The organism is Nocardia africana NBRC 100379, from assembly GCF_001612635.1.
In the GTDB taxonomy this organism is placed as follows: domain Bacteria; phylum Actinomycetota; class Actinomycetes; order Mycobacteriales; family Mycobacteriaceae; genus Nocardia; species Nocardia africana.
Genome location: NZ_BDAV01000005.1, coordinates 412307 through 431889 on the forward strand (window position 1 = coordinate 412307; position 19583 = coordinate 431889).

Sequence of the window (19583 nt, forward strand, 5' to 3'; positions counted from 1 at the left end):
AGATCAGAGCCGATGTTCGGCGAGCCAGCGCCGGCCGCGCGCCGCCGAGGCCCGCGACAGCCAGGCGTCCTGGACGATCTCGCGCAGCTCGTCGAGGTCGAGTGCACCGATGTGGGCCCCGCGCAGCAGCACCGACAGATGCCCGTCGAAATGAGCGGTGGTGAAGAACGGGGAATCCGGATCCTGAACCAGCGCACGCTTGTCCGACTCCGACGGCACCCAGAAGACGATCACGTCCGGATACCGTTCGCCGGTGTCCGGATCGACGGCGTCCGGGCGCGGGGTGCGGAAGAAGATGAACGACTTGCCACCGACCTGGTAGACCGGATTGCCGCTCGACCCCCGCACCACGGTGACGTGCGGCATCGCCAGGGCGAGCTCTTCCACGTCCTCGATCCGCGCCCGGCGCACCACCGTCGCTCAGTCCGCCAGCTGGGTGAGCAGTGCGCGGGTGCGCTCGGCGGCCTGGCCGCCGACGAAGGGCGCGGCCACGAATTCCGTGGCACCGGCGGCGAACACCTTCTCGATCCGGGCGGCGACCTGCTCCTCGGTGCCGATGATCGCCAGATCGGCCGGCCCCTCGGCGCCCTCGCGGTCCATCATCGCCCGATACGAGGGCAGCGAACCGTAGGCGGCGAAGACGGTGGCGGCCTTCTCCCGGCCGCGATCGACGTCGTCGGTGACCAGCACCGGCAGCGAGCAAACCACCCGCGGCGCGGGCCGGCCGGCCTCGGCGGCAGCCGCGGTGATCGTCGGTGCGATGTGCTCGGCGATGGTCGCGGGTCCGGTCATCCACAGCACGGTGCCGTCGGTGCGGCGCGCGGCCAACTTCAGCATCTGGGTTCCCATCGCGGCCACGAGCACCGGGATCCGGCCGGTCTCCCCCGCGGTCAGGCCCAGGTTCGCGCTCAGGGTCTCACCCTGGAACGACACCGGCTGTCCCTCGAGCAGCGGCCCGAGAATCGACAGGTACTCCTTCATGTGCCGGGCCGGGCGGCCGAAGTCGTAGCCGAACATGTTCTCGATGACGATCTGGTGCGACAGCCCGATCCCCAGGGTGAGCCGTCCGCGACCGGCGGCGAGCGCGGTGGTGGCGGCCTGCTGGGCCAGGGCGCCCGGATGCCGCGGATAGGTCGGCACCACGGCCGTGCCGAGTTCGATATTCGGTACCTTGCTGCCGGCGACGGCGAGCGCGGTCAGCGCGTCGAGACCGAAGATGTGCGACAGCCACGCCGATTCGAAACCCTCGTCGGCCACCTGCTGCAGTTCGTCGGTCAGGCGCACCAGCGCATCCGGTCCGGTCTGTTCGCTGAGCATGATGCCGATCCGCACTGCGGGCCTCCTGGGGACGAGGGGTCTGTGGGTCCGCGGCCCCGACGGACCGCGGGTCGATTGTCGGTTCGCCGTCTCAGCCTATTCCCGTTCCCACCGTCCGCGGCCACGCGGGACCGACATCGCCGATGTGGTCCGAACGCGTTTCGATCACGATAGGGTTGGCGATCATGGCGCGGCGTGTCACCGGGAACCTTCCCGCCGAGGTCACCAGTTTCGTCGGCCGCCGCGACGAACTGGCCACCGCGAAACGGCTGCTGCCCGCGACCCGGGTGCTGACTCTGCTCGGCCCGGGCGGCGTGGGTAAGACGCGGCTGTCGCGACAGGTCGGCGCGACGATGGCGCGCGCCTTCCCGGACGGGGTGTGGCTGGTCGAACTGGCCGATGTGCACGATCCCGATCTCGTCACCCTCAGCGTCGCCGAGGCACTGGATCTGCGCGACGACACCACCGCCCCGCTCGACCGGCTCACCGAATTCCTCGCCAGCAAACGACTCCTGCTGATCCTGGACAACTGCGAACACCTCATCGACGCGTGCGCTGCCCTGGTCGCCCATCTCGTCGCCGCCACCCCCGAGGTGCGGGTGCTGGCGACCAGCCGCGAGGTGCTGGGCATACCCGGTGAGCAGGTGATGCCGATTCCGCCGCTCCCGGTCGCCGAACACGACAGCGACGCGCTGATGCTGCTGGTGGAGCGGGCGACCGCCGCGAATCCGGATTTCACCTTCACCCCCGCCAACCGCGACACCCTCGCCGCGATCTGCCAGCGTCTCGACGGCATTCCGCTGGCGCTGGAACTGGCGGCGTTGCGGTTCCGGGTGTTCACGCCCGAGCAGATCCGCGACCGGCTCGACGACACCATGGACCTGCTCAGCGCCGGACCGCGCACCGCACCGCAGCGCCAGCAGACCATCGAAGGCGCGATCCGCTGGAGCTACGAACTGTGCACCCCCGCCGAACAGCGGCTGTGGCAACAGTTGTCGGTCTTCGCCGGCGGTTTCGACATCGAAGCCGCCGAGGAGGTGTGTCAGCTGCCACCGGGGCCACAGGGACTGCTCGACGCGCTGACCGGCCTGGTCGACAAGTCGGTGCTGCGATTGCGTTACGACGCTGCGGCGCCGCGCTATTCGATGCTGGAGCCGATCCGGCAGTTCGGCCACGACCGCCTCGTCGAACACGGTGACGAGCGCCGGGTGCGGGCGCGCCACCGCGACCACTACCGCGGGCTGGCCCTGCGCGGGCAGACCGCGTACTGGAGCTCCGACGATCTGGCGTGGTTCCGCGAATTGGCCCGCGAACACGCCAATCTGCGGTCGGCCCTGCAGTTCTCGATGCTCGACGCACCGCAGCTGGCGATGGAGACCGCGACGGTGCTGCGCCCCTTCTGGGAGCACTACCGATTCCTCTCCGAGGGGTATCGGTGGCTGACCGACGCCCTGGCCCGGAATCCGGAACCCAGCTGGGAGCGGGCGCGGGCGCTGTCGTCGGCGGCCTCGCTGGCGGCGCTGCTGTCGGATCGGGAGTCGGCGGCGCGGTTGGCCGGCGAATGCGTCACCGTCGCCACCGATCTGGGCGCCACCGACATCCTCGCCGAGGCGGAACTGGATGCGGCACTGATCGATTTCACCGATGCGGATACCGCCGGTGCGCTGCGCCGTTCCGAGGAGGCCGTCCGGCTGGCCCGCGCCGACGAGCATCACGCCACCGAAATGGACAGTCTCGCTTTCGGTTTCATGTGCGCAATCCTGCTGGAGGAGCCGCGGGCGACCGAGATGGCCCGGGAATTCCATGCCCTCACGCAGCGCTACGGGCCGCATATGCTGGGCGGGCTGGCGTTGTGGACGCTCGGGATCGATCAGTGGCGGCTCGGCGATCAGGACGCCGCCGACGACTACCTCGGACGCGCGATCGAGGAATTCGCGCTGTTCGACCGATGCGTGTGGCTGGCTTCGGGATTCGACGGTATGGCGTGGTCGGCCGCCGCTCGCGGCGATATGGAGCGCTCGGCGCGGCTGATGGGCGCGGCCGAGACGCTGCAGCGCAGTACGGTGCGACTGGCCCATACGATCACCAGCGCGGTGGGCGAGAAGGTGCGCGACGAGGTCCGCAACGCGCTGGGCGAGAGCGGTTTCCGCGCCGCCTACGACGCGGGGGCGGCGATGACGCTACCGGCGGCGATCGATTTCGCTCTGGGCCGCGGTCCCGCCGCCGAGGAACCACCGGCCCCGCCCGCACGCCCCACGCCCGTCGACACCGCGGCGCTGTCGCTGCTGACTCGACGGGAGAAGGATGTGGCCCGGCTGGTCGCCGCCGGGCACAGCAACAAACGCATCGCAGCCGATCTGGTGATCTCGGTGCGCACGGCCGAAACCCATGTCGAGCACATCCTGACCAAACTCGGTTTCACCTCGCGCACCCAGATCGCGGGGTGGGCGCGCGACCACGGGTTGTAGCGGGCACGGGCGTCCACCGGCACGGCCCGGAGACGGCGATGGCCGCCGCACCCTCGTGAGGTGCGGCGGCCACTGCGGCGTCGGCGCGAAAAGATCAGCGCGCGTTCACAGTCCGTGGTGCAGGAAGTCGATCACGGCGCGTTCGAACGCGTCCTTGCGCTCGACCTGGACCCAATGCCCGCAGCGCGAGAAGATCCGCAGATCCGCGCGCGGCAGCTGGCGGGCGGGCAGCAGGGCGCCCTCCACCGGTGTCACCCGGTCGTCGCGGCCCCACAGCATCAGCACCTCGTGCTGGATCGCCCGCAGCCGGGCCCACAGCGGAACCGGCTCGGCGAAGGCCGGGTTGTAGAACGTGGCGTAGGCGTCGGCGAGCGCCTTGGTCTGGCGCGGATCCGAGGCCGCGGCCGTGCGGGCCGCGATCAGCTCCTCGGTGAGCACCGCCTGATCGAAGACCATCGTCTTCAACCAGTCGACCGCCCGCTCCGGAGTGGGATCGGCGTTGAAGTCCAGCAGTCGCCGAATCCCTTCCGACGGTTCGGGTCCCAGAATGTTGACGCCCACACCGCCCGGGGCCATCAGCACCAACCGGTCCGCGCGATCGGGATGTTCGGCGGCCAGCAGGGTCGCCACCGCCCCGCCCATCGAATTGCCGAGCAGGTGAGCGGTCTCGATGCCGAGTTCGTCCAGCAGGCCCAAGACCGCGTCGACGGCGATCCGCAGATAGTTGCGGTCGTAGGTTTCGGGCCGTTCGCTGGCGCCGAAGCCGGGCTGGTCGAGCACCAGGCAGCGGAAGTGCGGAGCCAGCGCCTCGAGATTGGCGCCGAAATTGGCCCAGCCCGACACTCCGGCGCCGGAACCGTGCAACAGCACCAGCGGCGCACCGGAACCCGCTTCGTGATACCGCAGTCTCACGCCGTCGACGGTGACCCAGCGGGTGGTGTCCTCGGCGGTGAAACCCATCAGACCATCCGTTCTGTGACCTCGACGCCCATCTCGCCCTGACCGTACATCGCCAGTGCGCGCTCGACGTCGTTGATCACGTGCGCGTTGCCGGCGTGGGCGTCGCGCCAGTTGCGTTCGATCACATTGGGTTTGCGGATCGAGTGGCCGCCGGAGTTCTCGAACAGCAGATCGATCGCGTAGATCGCGCGTTCGGTGCCGCGCACCTGATCGCGGCGGGTCCGCAGCCGCAGCTCGTACGGAATCTCCTCGCCCGCTTCGGCGTAGCGCAGCTGCTCGGTGATATTGCGTTCCTGCTGCAGGATGGCCGCGTCGATCTCGGAGGCGGCACGTGCGATCCGCACCTGCGCGAACGGATCCTCGGCCACCTTCTGCCCGCCGTAGGACAGCCGGACGCGCTCGCGCTGACGCCGCAGATGCGACTCGTAGGCGCCCTGCGCCGCGCCGATGATCGGTGCGGTGATGGTGTTGGAGAACACGCTGGCGAACGAGATCCGATACAGCGCAGCGGTATTCACCTTCTGGCCCGGCCCCACCAGCGCGGACTGATCGGCGGCGCTGTAGGCGCGATAGGCCGGGATGAAGGCCTTCTCGACGATGATGTCGTTACTGCCGGTGCCCGACAGGCCCGACACGTGCCAGACATCCTCGATGCGGTAGTCGGTGCGCGGCACCAGCACCGTCAGGTAATCGGCCCCACCCTGATCGTTGGGCACCACCGCGCCCAGGAACGCCCAGTCGGCGTGATCGCAGCCCGAGGAGAAGCTCCACCGGCCGCTCATCTCGAAGCCGCCGTCGACGGGAGTCAGCTTGCCCGTGGGCGCATACGACGAGGAGACCAGCGTGTCGGGATCCTCACCCCACACATCCTGCTGGGCCCGCGGGTCGAACAACGCCAGCTGCCACGGATGCGCACCCAGCACCGAGGACACCCACGCGGTCGACGGGCAGACGGTCGCGATCGCGCGAATCACCTCGTAGAAGGCGACCGGCGACTCCTCCGCACCACCGAAGCGGCTCGGCTGCAACATCCGGAACACGCCCGCCTCGGTCAGCTCGCGGATCGTCTCGGCGGGCACCCGCCGCACCTGCTCGGCCGTCACCGCCCGTTCGCCGATCGCCGGGAGCAGGTCCCGCACCCGATCGAGCACCTTGTTCGTCATTGCCGGTGTTCCTCCCTGCCTCTGCGCTGCCACGCACTGGGTCGATGCCTCGACGGTAGGGGCGGGCGGGAGTGGCGGGCCCGAGAAGTCCCGATCATCGGAATGCGGAGGCCGAGACCCCGGCGGAGCGAAGCACGGCCCGGAACACAACCTCACTCAGCGAAACGCCGCGCCCGCTGACCGGGACTTCGCGCGGGCACCCCGCGATCCACTCGTCATGGTGTGTGAACGGCGTCACGTTCGTGGGTGGCGCACGCGAGGAGGAAGAGTCGATGCGGGTCCTGATCACCGGAGTCACCACACCCACCGGTCGCGCGGTGGCGCGCATGCTGGCGGCCGCCGGGCACGACGTTGCCGGAGCGGACCGGGTCCGGCACCGGTATGTGGATCCGCGGATCGAGGTGTATATCGCCGATCCCGGCAGTGCCGGCGCCTACCGCGGCATCGTGGACGGCTGCGACACGGTGGTGGACGTTTCGGACGGTCCGGTCGCGGCGGTCGCCGCGGCGGCGCAGGAGGCAGGCGCCCGCCTGGTTGTGCTCGCCTCGCCCGAGCGGGAAACCCTGGCGCGCACGGCCATTGCGGCCACCGGCGCGCGGGCACTGCTGGTTCGTCCCGGTTTGGTGGCCGGGCGGCGCACCGCGGAGGGCAGTCGCTCCGTGGTCCGGGCCCTGCTCAGCGCGGGCGGCTCCCAGCGGGTTCCGCTGGTGCACACCGACGACGTGGAGCGCTTCCTGGTGATCGCCGCGACTTCCGACCGCACCGGCGCGGTGGATCTGATTGCGCCCGAGCCGGTTTCCGGGTCGAAGGCCCGGGCGATACTGCGCGAATCCGGCCTGCGGATTCCGCCCCGCGTCCCGGGAACCGGCCGCGTTCGCCTGCCGGCACTCGATCCCGCCGCGGCACAGGACGAGTGGAATTTCGGCTACGGCTGGACCGGCGCCGAAGTCGTCGAGGACATCGTGCGGGGACTGGTCGGCCGCCGCGCGCACGGCACCGGATTCCGCGCTCGCCGCGGCGCCATCCCGCTGACCGACCATGTGATTCCCGCCCGCGCGACAACCTCCGACGGACACCCGCTCGAGGTGGCCGCGCCCGAGGGGCTGGAGGGCGAATTCGACGACCGCGTCGACCCACGCATCCCGGTGCACACCGCCACCAACACCTCCGAGGCGCTGCCCGGTCCGATGAGCCCGCTCACCATCGACCTGCAGGCGGGGGCGATCCGGCTCGCCAATGCCGCGATGGGCCACATGATCGCCCTGGAGGGCATCGCCCTCGAGCATTGGACCAGCCGCGTCACCTCGGTGCTCGGCCACCACATCTTCATCAACGCCTCGATCGGCGTCCTGGCCGCGGACAATATGCCCGGCTGGGACGAGGACAGCATCCGCCGCGACGTGTACGGCGCCATCCCGCCCGAGGTCCCGTTGCAGCCCCAGGGCCGTCCGCCGATGCCGACCGGCCTGGGCAGCACCTGGGGGACGGCCAAAGCGACCGGACGGGTGCTGGCGACGGCACTGCGCTTCGGCACCACCACCGAAACGATCAACGCCGCCTCGCACCGAGAAGCGTTGTCGCGCAGCGATATCGAAAAGCTGACCGATGCGCGGCTGCACGCCCGGGCACTGCTGTGGCGCGATCGGCTCAATCAGTCCTGGGCGGCGGCCTCGATCGGCGTCATGCTGGTCGGCGCCGCGACGGCCATGCACGCACGCGGCAAGGACGACCCGGACGTTCCGATCGACGTGAACCGCCTCGAATCGGCGCGACCGATGCTGGCGGTGGAACGGCTGGCCGCGGTCTGCCGCGAGGAACCCGCCGTCCACGAGGCCGCGCGGGCCGGCGACGTCGCCCTGGCCCGCAGCCGTTCGCCTCGCTTCGCGCAGGCCCTGGATGCCGAGCTGGCGGTGGTCGGCCACCGTGGGCCGGGGGAATGCGAATTCCTCAACCCGACCTTCGGTGACCGTCCCGAGCTGCTGGTCACCGCCGCTGCCCGGGCCGCCGAACTCCCGGCGCCGAAGCGTGACGCGGTCCCCGAGCCGACCGCCCGCACGGCGCGGATGGCCGTCGGCGCCACGGTCTCGCGGGAACGCGTTCGCGATGCGGTGGTGCGGTACACGAACTGCCTGCGCATGGCGGCCCGTGAGCTGGCGGCGCGACTGGTCGACCGGCACGAACTCAACAACGTCGACGACGCCTGGTTCCTCACGCTCGACGAATTGCTCTGGGCGCCCGCGGATCTGAAGGACCGCGTGGCCCGCCGGCGCGAGGAGCGGGTGCGGTTGCAGGCGGTGCGGATGCCGGATCTGGTCGTCGGCCGCTGGGAACCGCAGCCGGTCTCGGGGGCGCTGGCCGTCGGCGAGAGCCTCAGCGGCACCGGAGTCAGCGCCGGCGTCGTGGAGGGCACCGTGAAACTGGTGCTGAGCTCCGACGACGATATCGAGCCCGGCGACATCCTGGTCGCCTCGGTCACCGATACCGGCCATACCGCGATGTTCGCCTATGCCGCCGCGGTGGTCACCGATATCGGCGGCTCGGCCTCCCATGCGGCCATCGTGGCCCGCGAGTTCGGTATTCCGTGCGTGGTGGACACCAAGACCGCCAGCACGGGTCTGTCCGATGGACAGCGGGTACGGGTCGACGGCGCCACCGGAACCGTGACGCTGCTGGCCGACGCCGAGGCCTGAGGCTCGCCGAATCGACGTCGCGGGACCGAATCCCGCGGCTCAGACGTGGTCCGCCGTCGATCCGGCGGACCTCGAGGAAAGGAACACCACCCGTGCCGATTTCGCATGTCCTGCGGGGGTCGGTGGCCGGTTTGGCCGCCGCGCTCATCGCCGTCCTGCCCGCCGCGACCACCCCGGCATTCGCCGCGCCACCGCTTGTCCACACCGCGCCGGCCACCTCGGATCAGCAACAGTCCCTGGGTATTTCCGCGCCCAACGCACGCGATATCGGTGGTTATCCGACGCAGCACGGGGGCGGGAAGATCCGGTTCGGCCTGGTCTACCGCTCCGATGCGCTCAACCGGCTGACGCCCGCGGATCAGCAGAAGCTGGCCTCGCTGCGGATCGGCAAGGCCATCGACTTCCGCAGCCCGAACGAGATGAAGGCCGCCCCGGATCAGCTGCCGTCGTCGATTCCCTACAGCGCGCAGTCGATCTGGGATCCGAACAACGACTTCTACCTCATGGTGTCGAGCACCATCGCCGGCGGACCACAGGTGCAGCAGGACAAGCTCGGCGACGGAAAGGCCGCGCAGATGATGCGCGACTACTACCGCTGGCTGGTCACCGACGGTGCGGCGCGGGCGCAGTTCTCCGCGGCGCTGAAGGAGATCGCCGGCTCTCCGAATGCGGTGCTCTATCACTGCACCTCCGGTAAGGACCGCACCGGCTGGATGATCGCGATCCTCATGTCGGCGCTGGATGTGCCCAAGGGCCAGATCTACAAGGACTATCTGGCGTCCAACGACTATCTGGCCGCGAGCAACAAGGCACAGATGGATGCGCTGGTGCAGCGGGGCCTGGTCACCGATCCGTCGCTGTTCGCACCGATTCTGGGCGTGCAGGCCGACTATCTGGACGCCTCCTTCGACCAGGTCCAGCAGTCGTACGGATCCTTCGACCGGTTCCTGTCCGACGGCCTGGGCGTGGACTCCGCGACGGTCGACGCCCTGAAGGCCAAGTTGCTGGACAAGCCGGGCCGCTGAGCCCAGCCGTACCCGACCACCGGCACGCCGCGCTCACCCCTCGAGCGCGGCGTGCCGCCGAGGAGAGGCAGACCATGCCGGTTCACGCGGTGACGCCGCGATCATCGACCGAGATCACCCGCTACGACCTGGACACCGACGTGCTGGTCGTCGGATACGGATGTGCCGGTGCCGCAGCGGCTTTCGAAGCCGCGCGCACCGGGGCCCGGGTTCTGGTCCTCGATCGCGCGGGCGGTCCGGGCGGCTCGTCGGCGATGTCGGGCGGTGAGATCTACCTCGGCGGCGGCACACCGATCCAAACCGCCTGCGGCTTCGACGACACCCCGGCCGATATGGCCGCCTACCTGACCGCCGCCCTCGGTCCCGGCGCCGACACCGCGAAGATCGCCGATTACTGCGAGCACAGTGTCGAGCATTTCCACTGGCTGGTCGATCGCGGTGTGCCGTTCAAACCCTCGCTCTGGGATGCCCCGGCCTGGGTGCCGCCCACCGACGACGGCCTGATGTGGCTCGGCGAGAACAGCTGGCCGTTCACCGAGATCGCCCGTCCCGCCCCGCGCGGACATCGGCCCACCGCCAACGACTTCGGCGGGCTCCTGCTGATGCAATGCCTCAGCGCGGCGACCGAATCGGCCGGTGTGGCAACCCTGTTCGACACCGCCGCCACCGCGCTGATTCTCGCCGGCGACGGCACGGTCACCGGTGTGGTCGCCCGGCAGTACGGCCGGGAACTGACGATTCGAGTCCGGCGCGGATGTGTCCTGACGACCGGCGGGTTCGTCGACAACGACGAGATGCTCGCCGCGCACGCCCCGCTGCTGCTCGGCCATACCAAGGTCAGCGCCGGCACCGACGACGGCAGCGGCATCCGCATGGCGCAGGCTGCGGGTGCGGCGGTGCGGCACATGTCGACGGGGCAGGTGGGAATTTCCCTGATTCCCGGGTTGGCCGCGCGCGGAATCGTGGTGAACGCCAACGGACAGCGCTTCGTCAACGAGGACACCTATCCGGGCCGCATCGGCCAGGCGGCGCTGTTCACGCAGGGCATGCGGGTGTGGGTGGTGGTCGACGAGGAAGCGTTCGAGGCCGTGCCGGAAGAACAACGCTGGGGTGTGCAACCGACCCATCTGGCCGAAACCGCCGACGAACTCGGCGCCGCGATGGATCTGCCGCCGGGCGCGCTGGCCGCGACACTGCGCCGCTACAACGAATTCGCGTCTGCCGGAATCGATCCCGACCAGCACAAGGCGGCGCGGTGGCTTCGACCGCTGCGCGCCCCGCTGGCGGCCATCGATGTGCGCGCCGGCATTCGCCCGCCCGCCGAAGCCGGTGACCGCCGCGGCACCGGCGCCTCGGTGTTCACGCTCGGCGGATTGCACACCGACGCGCACGGCCGCGTCCTGGACGTCGACGGCGCCGTGCTGCCCGGACTGTTCGCCGCCGGCCGCGCGGCGGTCAATCTGCACGGGCAGGGATATATCAGCGGCACGTCGCTCGGGGACGGAACGTTCTTCGGCCGCCGCGCGGGAACGGCCGCGGCGCAGGGTTAGTCGCGATCACCCGGCCGGTGCGCTGTCGCCGCACCGGTCTACGCGTGTTGCGACGCCACGACCACCTCGTGCCGATTGCTCCGGTGCGACCGACGGTATTCGGTCGGTGACACACCCACTTCGCGCCCGAAGTGTGCGCGCAGATTCGCCGCACTGCCCAGACCGCAGCGTTCGGCCACCACGTCGACGGCGAGGTCGGTGGTTTCCAGCAACTCCCGGGCTCGGATGATGCGCTGGGTGAGCAGCCAGCGCAGTGGTGTCGTGCCCAGTTCGGCATGGAACCGGCGGGCCAGGGTGCGCTCGCTGAGTCCGCTGTGCCGGGCCAGGTCGCCGACGGTCAGCACGGTGTCGAGGCGGGTGAGCGCCCACTGCAGGGTCGCGGCCACGCCCGGATCGGCCGCATCGACGGGCACCGGATTCCGCAGATACTGCGCCTGCCCGCCCGCGCGGTGCGGCGGCACCACCAGTCCGCGCGCGGCGGCATTGGCGACACGGGAACCGAGGTCCTTGCGGATCAGATGGATACACAGATCCATCCCGGCCATGGTTCCCGCGCTGGTGAGAATCTGCCCGTCGTCGATGTAGAGGACGCTCGCATCGACATCGAGGTGTGGATACCGTTCCAGCAGGGCCGGGACGTGCTTCCAATGCGTGGTCATGCGGCGCCCGTCGAGCAGGCCGGCCGCCGCGAGCACGAAAGCGCCCGAACACAATGCGGCGATGCGCGCTCCCGCGTCGTAGGCCGCGCGGACCGCCGCCACCAGCTCGGCGGGCGGATCCTCCCGCACATTCGGGGTCGCGGGTACGACCACGGTGTCGGCCGCGATCAGATCGTCGTAGTCGTAATCGGTCAGCGTGACGAACGGGTCCCGCAGCGTCGCATGCCGGGTGCCGCGGGGACCGCACATGCGCAGCCGATACCAGTGCTCGGCATCGACACCCGGCGGAGGTTCGAAGAACACCTGGTACGGGATCGCGACCTCGAACACCGGCTGGCCCGGGGCCACCGCCACCGCCACCGTTCCGGGTTGCCCGGATTCGCACACCACATCCGCAGTCATGTCAGAAATCTAGCGCATGTTGGCCAATCTGCCACTCGATCCGACGGTTCGGCGGCTGAATAGTTGCATACATGACAATTACGGCCAATGTGCGCGCGGATGCGCCGATCACCGAATCGCCACGGCGGTGGCGGATTCTGGCGGTGGCGAGCGTCGCGCAATTCCTCGCGATTCTCGACCTCTTCGCGGTCACCGTCGCCTTCCCGACCCTGCAGACCTCCTTCACCGGCGCCTCCCCGAACACGGTCTCCTGGGTGCTCAACGCCTACACGATCGTGATGGCCGCGCTGCTCGTCCCCGCGGGCCGGCTCGCGGACGACACCGGGCGACGGCGCGGGTTCCTCATCGGCATCGCGCTTTTCGGCGCGGCCTCGGTCGGCTGCGCGGTCGCGCCGACGCTGGTGGTGCTGATCGCCGCGCGGGTCGTGCAGGCCGCGGCGGCGGCCCTGCTGGTGCCGACCGGGCTCGGACTGGTGTTGCCCTCCTTCGATGTTCGTGATCATCCGACGGTGATGGGGATCTGGACCGCGATCGCCGCGGCGGGCGCCAGCAGCGGCCCGGTGATCGGCGGTCTGCTGCTCGAATGGGGCTGGCGGTGGATCTTCTGGCTGAACGTGCCGATCACGCTGGCGGCGCTCGGCTTCGGCTTGCGGGTCCTGCCCGACATCCGGGCACGCGCGCGGCGCCGGCTCGATCTCCTCGGCGCCGCACTGATTCTCGGTGCCACCGCGGCACTGACCACCGTCTTCGTCCAGGCCGCGGCATGGGGATACGGATCCGCGGCAACAGTGGGCACACTCGCCGCGGCGGTGGTGCTCGCGGCGGCGTTCACCTACCACGTGCGACATCACCCCGATCCGGTGGTGAGTCCGGCGGTGTTGCGGCACCGCATGTTTCGCATCGCGACCCTCGGCGTGTTCTGCTACTACCTGGCCTTCGCGGCCCTCCTGCTCTCGGGCACCCTGTATCTCACCGCGGAATGGCACTACTCCGAGTTGCGAGCCAGTCTAGGAATCGCACCGATTCCGATCAGCTGCCTGCTGGTGTCGCCGCTGTCCGGCCGCGTCGTCGCACGCATCGGCGCCCGCGCCTCGGCCGCCCTCGGTGGGCTCGCCATCGCGGCGGGCGCGGGATGGTGGATCGCTCTGAGCGGTTGCGGCGCCTCGTATCTCCTGATCTTCCTCCCGGGAGCGGTGCTCGCCGGCGTCAGTACCGCGCTGCTGCAACCGCCGCTGTTCGGCGCCTCGTCACTGCTGCCGCCGGATCAGCTGTCCCTGGGTTCGGGCACGCTGATGATGGCGCGCCAGACGGCCTCGGCTCTCGGCGTCGCCGTGCTGACCGCGATCCTCACCCGCACGGCGGGCTACGACCTCACCGATTTCCGCGCCGGCTGGCTCTACATGGCTGCCATGGGATTGCTGGCGGCGGGGGCCGGGTGGGCGTTCCGTCCTCGCACATGACCGGATCCGACAGCGATCCGTCGTTGCGGTCGCCAGGGGGCAACCCAGAGGATGAGAGGCATGTCATCGAAGCATCGTGTGGTTATCGCGGCCTTTCCGGACGTGGATCTGCTCGACGTCACCGGGCCGGCGGAGGTGTTCGCACTAGCCAATCGGGAGAGCGGCGGTAGCGCCGCCTACGAGGTGTTACTGGCCGGGCCGGATCGAGGTGTCGTGCGCACCTCGGCCGGCATCCGGGTACTCACCGACCTGGCCTTCGACGATATCGACACGGGCATAGACACTCTCATCGTTCCGGGCGCGGTGGATCCGGCGCCGTCCGGCCCGGTCGCCCGCGTCGACGACGAGGTGGTGCGCTGGCTGCGCGAGGTCGCGCCGCGCACCGGCCGGATCGCCTCGGTCTGCGTGGGCGCCCATCTGCTGGCGGCCGCCGGACTGCTGGACGGGAAGACGGCCACCACCCACTGGTCGACGGCCGGGCAACTGGCCGCCGACCATCCGCGGGTGCTGGTGGATCCGGATCCGATCTTCGTCCGCTCGGGCCGGGTGTGGACCGGCGCCGGAATCAGTGCCTGCCTGGATCTCGCCATGGCGCTGGTCGCCGACGACCACGGTGAGGAGCTGGCATTGTCGGTGGCCCGGCAACTCGTCGTCTATCTGCGCCGGCAGGGCGGCCAGAGTCAGTTCAGCGTGCCGCTGAGCCGGCCGGCACCGGCTCGCCGCGATATCGAACAACTGCGTACCTATATCGCGGAGAATCTCGACGCCGACCTGTCCGCCGCCGCACTCGCGAGCCGAATGTGTTTGAGCGAGCGGCATTTCGCGCGGGTGTTCCGGCAGGAGATGGGGCTCACCGTGGCCGCCTATGTCGAAGCCGCGCGCGTCGAATCGGCCCGCCGGTTGCTGGAAACCAGCGACTTCCCGCTGTCGCGCGTGGCCCGGTCCGCCGGACTGGGCTCGGTGGAGACCCTGCACCGGGCGTTCCTGCGCCGGCTGGGCACCAACCCCGGCGCGTACCGCCGGCGGTTCCGCACCTCCGCCTGATCTCACCCACGACGACCGGACCGGGCGCTTGCCCGGCCCGGCGCTCTGTCCTGCCCGAACAGCTCCGTACTGCCCGAAAAGCTCTGTCCCCCAAGGAAAGAAGGTATCCATGTCCGCCGTCGCCACTCCCCTGCGCCGGGTCGTCGGCCTCGACGACGACCTGCCCCGCCTGGCCGACGCCACCGTCGTCATGATCGATTTCCAGAACACCTACCGCGAGGGGGTGATGCGGCTCCCCGAGGCCGACGCGGCACTCGCGGCCGGCGCCCGGCTGCTGGCCGCGGCCCGCGCACTGCACCGCCCCGTCGTGCACATCGTCAACGACGGCGGCCCCGGCACGCCCTACGACGTCGGCTCCGATATCGGCGCGATCAGCGCCGAGGTCGCGCCTGCCCCGGGAGAAACAGTGGTGGTCAAGAACTTTCCCGACGCCTTCCACGAGACGGACCTGCACGAGGTGCTGCAGCGCGCGGGTGCCGGACCGGATCTGGTCCTGGCCGGATTCATGACCCACATGTGCGTCGCCTTCACCGCCCAGGGCGCGTTCAATCGCGGCTACCACCCCACCGTCGTCGCCCAGGCCTGTGCCACGCGTGCACTGGCCGCCCCGGACGGAACGCCCCTGTCCGCGAAGGCGGTGCACGCGGCCGCCCTGACCACGATCACCGATCTGTTCGGACGCGTCGCCCCGACCGTCGCGAGCCTGATCGACTGACATCATGGACCGATGGCGATCGGAACGGTGAAATTCTTCCGGCCGGAAAAGGGCTGGGGCGCGATAGCCGCGGCGGAACTCCCGGACGGCTGCGACGTGTGGGTGCACTTCAGCGCGATCGAGGGCGACGGTTTCCGAGCGCTCGACGCGGGTGAGCGCGTGGAGTTCGACTACGAGTCCGCACAGCAGGACAGTTTTCGATACCGCGCCACCCGGGTGCGCCGCATCGACGGGGCCGCCCACCTCGAGTCGGCCGGGGCCTAGCCAGGGCTCAGACCCGGCCAGCCGTAGCTGGGTCGGCCGGTGGCGGCTCCCGCACGAGCCATCGGCGGGGCGGGCGCGGTGGCGGCCGGGGTCTGCACGCCGAGTTCGCGGCGCATCTCGTCCATGTCGAGCCAGCGGATCTGCTGGATGACCTCTTCCAGCTGGGCGGCGGTCTGGAAGCCCGGATGGGAGTAGACCAGCAGGCCCTCGCGGAACGCGACGAGGGTCGGCAGGCTGGTGATCTGGGCGGCGGCGGTGAGGGCCGGCTCGGCCTCGGTGTCGACGGTGGCGTGCACGATCTCCGGGTGCGCGGCCGCGGAGTCGGCGAAGATCGGGGCGAAGCGAGTGCACCAGCCACACCAGGAGGCCCAGAAGTCGACGAGCACGATCGCATGAGTCGCGATCACCTGCTCGAAGTTCTGCTGGGTCAACGGTTGGGTGGGCATGTGTTTCCTCCCGGCGTCGGCCATCGTCGACTCCGGATTCTCCCACGGATCGCCGGTCACAGCAGGGCTCGAGCGGGCGGCGCCCGACGAGCGCTGTCGGACGACGGCCCCGCTGAGTATCGTGGAGTCATGGGTATGGGCGACCACCCGCAACGAACACCGCTCTACGGCGTGGTGCTGCTGTTGGGCGTTCTGATCCTGGGTATCTGGGTGCACAAGCTGCCGTATACCGGCCTGCAGGTCCTGGCCTACATCCTGCTCGTCATGATTGCCGCACCCGCCTTCGTGATGACCTTCCGCGATTATTCGCGGTGAGGGCCTTCACCACCCGGTGACCAGGGCGGCTCGCAACATCGCCAGCTCCTCGGCCGTCAGCCCGTGCTCGCGCAGCCAGCGGGCGGCTCCGCCGTGGTCGCGCCGCAGGTCGTCGAGGAACCGCAGCATCACGGCCGCCTCGACAGCCAGGATTCCGGTGCTCGTCGGCGGCAGGCCGGTATAGGAGTTCAGCGCGTCGAGCCGGTTGCGCACCCGCGTCATCCGCTCGTTGGTGAGGGCGTAGTCCGCCGCGATCACCTCCGGTGCCACGCCCACCGCATCGAGGAGAACCGCCGCGAGCACTCCGGTGCGATCCTTACCTGCCGCGCAATGGAAGACGACCGCCTGCCGTTCGGCATCGGCGACCAGCCGCGCCGCGGCGACGATCTCCTCCGGACTGCCGGCGAGCAGCTGTCCGTACAGCTGCGCCAGATCCACGCGTGTCTTGTCCGGCACCAGATCCCGTGCGGCGAGCGAGGATTGCGCCGATTTGCGGACCGGCAGGTTCACCTTCTCGATCGCCGCGCCGGCCAGCAGGCCGTAGCCTTCCCTCTCCACCTCGTCGGGCAGCCGCAGGTCGATCAGGGTGCGCATGCCGACCGAACCCAGCAGCAGCGCCACATCCGCCTCGGTCGCCTGCTGCAGGGTGCTCGACCGCAGCGCCACGCCGAATCGCGTCGTACCGCCGCCACCGACGGGCAGGCCGCCGAGATCGCGGACGTTGTCGATTTCCTCGAAGTCGACCCAGCGCCGGGTCGCGTCGAATTCCTGGGCGATCGGTTTACTCGGCACGGCCGGCCGCCGCTTCCTCGGCACGACTGAGTCCGCACAATCCGATCAGATCTTCGTGCAGTTCGAACCACACGGTGTGGTAGCTGTCCATGATCGGCCGCGCCACCCAGGCGTGATCACCGCCGGCGATCCGCTCGACGGCCGTCTCCAGCCGCTCGCGGTACCGGGCCAACCGCGGCGCGATCGATCCCAGCCGCTCGGCCAGCGGCCGCACCCGGGTGTGCAGATCGGTGAGCCGGTCCAGCACCGCCGCATCGTAATCGGCGTCGCCGTGGTCGTTGGGCGTGGCCGCGTCCTTCATCTGCCACGCGGTCACGATCTCCTTCAGCTCCGCATTGACGACACAGAAGTCCTCGTAGGCCGCGGCCATGGCGGCGGTGTCGACCTCGCCTCGTTCGGCGGTCAGCAACTCGGCCAGGCGATGTCGCCCGTCGGGCGTCAACCGCACACCGGCCGGGGTGTCGGCGCACAAGCCGCCTGCCACCAGATCCGCACACCGTGCGCTCACCTCGTCCACGTCACCGCCCAGGCTGGCGGCCACCGCGTCACCGCGCACCCGGCCCTTCACCCCGATCAGTCGCAGCAGTTCCAGCTCGCTCACGGTACGGGAAACAGGCTGTGCCACAGCCACTTCCGCCGCACCGTCCAGCGCCCCGGCGAGTTCGCCGGGCGCTACTCCCGCCCATTCGGCGAGCATGCGCACATCGTCGAGGACCGCGCCGTCCACCTCGCCACCGGCGACCTCGCCCGCCCACACCACACCGGCGCCGCCGTCGACGGTGACACTGCGCCCCGCCAGCGCGTCCACGACACCCGGCCCGCATCCGACGACACACGGCCGCCCGAGTTCCCGGCTCACCAGAGCCGCATGCGAGGTGGTGCCACCCAGTTCGGTGACCACCGCTCGGGCCGCGATCATGCCGGGCAGATCATCGGGACTGGTCGTCGGCCGGACGAGGACGACGTTCTCCCCCGCCGCCGCGCGCGCCTCCGCCTCGTCGGGGTCGGTGACCACGATGCCGAAAGCCAAACCCGGACAGGCGGATTCGCCCCGTGCCAGCGCTTCGCCCGCATCCGCCGCCGTAGTCGCGGGCTGCAGCACGGCGCGGATCTGGTCGGCCCCGACCCGCTGCAACGCCTCCGCCGGGGTGATCAGCCCTTCCTCCGCCATCGCCACCGCGGCCCGCACCGCCGCCCGCGCCGAGCGCTTGGCCGGACGCGACTGCAGCATCCACAGCGTGCCGGATTCCACGGTGAATTCGATGTCCTGGATATCGCGCCCGTCGCGTTCGAGCAGTGCCGCGGCGGCGATCAGCCGATCGTGCACCTGGGGCTGGGTGGCGGCGAGGTCGCTCAGCGGCCGCGGGGTGGTGCGGCCGGACACCACGTCCTCGCCCTGTCCGCCGACCAGCCATTCGCCGTAGGCCGGCCCGTCGCCGGTGTTCGGGTTGCGGCTGAACAGCACGCCTGTCCCGGACGCCTCGTCGAGGTTGCCGAACACCATCGCCTGCACGGTGACCGCGGTGCCGAGGTCGTCGGATACGCCGCGGTTGCGCCGATACGCCTTGGCGCGCACCGAATCCCACGACCGGAACACCGCGGTGATCGCCGCGCGCAGCTGTTCCCACGGGTCCGCCGGCACCACGCCGTCGGGTGTCTGCAGCACCGTCTCGCGATACTGCGCCCGGAAGCGCCGATGCGTGTCGGCGGCATAGCCGGCGCTGCCGGTCGCCGCGGCGAGCGCTTCTTCGACGCCGTCGTTGATGCCGAGGTTGAGGACGGTGTCCATCATGCCGGGCATGCTCACGGCCGCGCCCGAGCGCACGGAGACCAGCAGCGGCCGGCGGATCGAGCCGAAGGTGCGGCCGGTGCCGTGCTCGAGCATGGCGACGCCGTCGCAGACCGCCTGCCAGATGTCGTCGGCGATCGCGCCCCGCTCGGTGAAATCACGCCACGCGTCGGTGGTGAGCACGAATGCCGGCGGCACCGGCAGCCCGAGTCCGCGCATGTGGTTGATACTCCAGGCCTTGCCGCCGATCCGGTCCCGCGACAACGGGCAGTCGCCGTCCAGTCCGACGACGGTCTCGGATCGTTGGGCCAGCTCCGCACCCGCGGTCATGTCACTCCTTCGGTCCATCCATCGGGGCGTCGAACCCCCTGCCGCCCCGGTCATCCTTCGAGAGTGCCGTTCGACCGTCCTCGGCCAGTAGCGATGGTCCCGCTCAGCGGATGCGGGAATCAACGGCGCGCCCGCCGTACCACTGACCGGGACTGGTGGTGTGCGGACGGCCTGCGCGGCGGCCGCCTGCGGCA

17 protein-coding genes are annotated in these 19583 nt (G+C 70.3%); 9 read left to right on the forward strand and 8 right to left on the reverse strand.

The features are described from left to right. Positions 1–3: 3 nt before the first annotated feature. Both NA3_RS07150 and NA3_RS07155 read right to left on the reverse strand, forming a co-directional pair. The gene (locus NA3_RS07150; RefSeq protein ID WP_062962946.1) at positions 4–366 is read right to left on the reverse strand and encodes an MmcQ/YjbR family DNA-binding protein; all 363 of its coding nucleotides are present in this window, start codon (positions 364–366) and stop codon (positions 4–6) included. A 54-nt stretch (positions 367–420) separates the two neighbouring features. Then, positions 421–1332 (reverse strand): TIGR03564 family F420-dependent LLM class oxidoreductase, encoded by a 912-nt coding sequence (locus tag NA3_RS07155; RefSeq protein ID WP_062962700.1) that lies wholly within the window; start codon positions 1330–1332, stop codon positions 421–423. Between the two features lie 170 nt (positions 1333–1502). Between NA3_RS07155 and NA3_RS07160 the strand changes: the two genes are divergently transcribed. Beyond that, entirely contained in the window at positions 1503–3785 is a 2283-nt protein-coding gene (locus NA3_RS07160; protein ID WP_062962947.1) for a LuxR C-terminal-related transcriptional regulator, read from the forward strand. A gap of 105 nt (positions 3786–3890) precedes the next feature. Here NA3_RS07160 and NA3_RS07165 read toward each other — a convergent pair whose 3' ends face one another. After that, positions 3891–4745 carry an alpha/beta fold hydrolase gene (locus NA3_RS07165; protein WP_062962701.1) on the reverse strand — a complete coding sequence of 285 codons (855 nt, stop codon included), beginning with the start codon at positions 4743–4745 and terminating at the stop codon, positions 3891–3893. Continuing rightward, positions 4745–5908: a 3-hydroxy-9,10-secoandrosta-1,3,5(10)-triene-9,17-dione monooxygenase oxygenase subunit gene (hsaA, locus tag NA3_RS07170; RefSeq protein ID WP_062962702.1), complete on the reverse strand. Its 1164-nt coding sequence runs from the start codon at positions 5906–5908 to the stop codon at positions 4745–4747. The genes NA3_RS07165 and hsaA overlap by 1 nt, the downstream gene beginning before the upstream one ends. A gap of 272 nt (positions 5909–6180) precedes the next feature. On the opposite strand from hsaA, the gene NA3_RS07175 reads away from it, so the two are divergent. The 3 genes from NA3_RS07175 (at position 6181) to NA3_RS07185 (ending at position 11173) form a co-directional block, all read left to right on the forward strand. After that, entirely contained in the window at positions 6181–8598 is a 2418-nt protein-coding gene (locus tag NA3_RS07175) for a PEP-utilizing enzyme (protein WP_157126534.1), read from the forward strand. Positions 8599–8690: 92 nt separating this feature from the next. Further along, a complete protein-coding gene (locus tag NA3_RS07180) occupies positions 8691–9623 on the forward strand; it encodes a tyrosine-protein phosphatase (protein WP_227994976.1) in 933 nt (310 codons plus the stop codon). A gap of 74 nt (positions 9624–9697) precedes the next feature. Beyond that, positions 9698–11173: an FAD-dependent oxidoreductase gene (locus tag NA3_RS07185; RefSeq protein WP_062962704.1), complete on the forward strand. Its 1476-nt coding sequence runs from the start codon at positions 9698–9700 to the stop codon at positions 11171–11173. 38 nt (positions 11174–11211) lie between these two features. Here NA3_RS07185 and NA3_RS07190 read toward each other — a convergent pair whose 3' ends face one another. Then, entirely contained in the window at positions 11212–12234 is a 1023-nt protein-coding gene (locus NA3_RS07190) for a GlxA family transcriptional regulator (RefSeq protein WP_062962705.1), read from the reverse strand. Positions 12235–12305: 71 nt separating this feature from the next. Here NA3_RS07190 and NA3_RS07195 point away from each other — a divergent pair, with 71 nt between their 5' ends. From NA3_RS07195 to NA3_RS07210, 4 genes are all read left to right on the forward strand, one after another. Continuing rightward, a complete protein-coding gene (locus tag NA3_RS07195; protein ID WP_063917332.1) occupies positions 12306–13694 on the forward strand; it encodes an MFS transporter in 1389 nt (462 codons plus the stop codon). 60 nt (positions 13695–13754) lie between these two features. Next, positions 13755–14738: a GlxA family transcriptional regulator gene (locus tag NA3_RS07200; RefSeq protein WP_062962706.1), complete on the forward strand. Its 984-nt coding sequence runs from the start codon at positions 13755–13757 to the stop codon at positions 14736–14738. Between the two features lie 109 nt (positions 14739–14847). Next, a complete protein-coding gene (locus NA3_RS07205) occupies positions 14848–15453 on the forward strand; it encodes an isochorismatase family protein (RefSeq protein WP_062962707.1) in 606 nt (201 codons plus the stop codon). A 12-nt stretch (positions 15454–15465) separates the two neighbouring features. Then, positions 15466–15717: a cold-shock protein gene (locus tag NA3_RS07210; RefSeq protein ID WP_062962708.1), complete on the forward strand. Its 252-nt coding sequence runs from the start codon at positions 15466–15468 to the stop codon at positions 15715–15717. Here NA3_RS07210 and NA3_RS07215 read toward each other — a convergent pair. Beyond that, positions 15714–16163: a thioredoxin family protein gene (locus tag NA3_RS07215; protein WP_062962950.1), complete on the reverse strand. Its 450-nt coding sequence runs from the start codon at positions 16161–16163 to the stop codon at positions 15714–15716. The genes NA3_RS07210 and NA3_RS07215 overlap by 4 nt on opposite strands. Positions 16164–16292: 129 nt before the next feature. Between NA3_RS07215 and NA3_RS07220 the strand changes: the two genes are divergently transcribed. Continuing rightward, complete coding sequence (locus NA3_RS07220; RefSeq protein WP_062962710.1) at positions 16293–16478, forward strand: hypothetical protein; 186 nt, start codon at positions 16293–16295, stop codon at positions 16476–16478. Between the two features lie 6 nt (positions 16479–16484). On the opposite strand, the gene NA3_RS07225 is transcribed toward NA3_RS07220, so the two are convergent. Together NA3_RS07225 and NA3_RS38475 are read right to left on the reverse strand one after the other, a co-directional pair. Next, positions 16485–17270 (reverse strand): tyrosine-protein phosphatase, encoded by a 786-nt coding sequence (locus NA3_RS07225; protein ID WP_167354965.1) that lies wholly within the window; start codon positions 17268–17270, stop codon positions 16485–16487. Then, positions 17260–19389, reverse strand: a complete 2130-nt coding sequence (locus tag NA3_RS38475; RefSeq protein WP_062962712.1) for a pyruvate, phosphate dikinase — start codon at positions 19387–19389, stop codon at positions 17260–17262. Before NA3_RS38475 ends, NA3_RS07225 begins: the two co-directional genes overlap by 11 nt. Between the last annotated feature and the right edge of the window lie 194 nt (positions 19390–19583).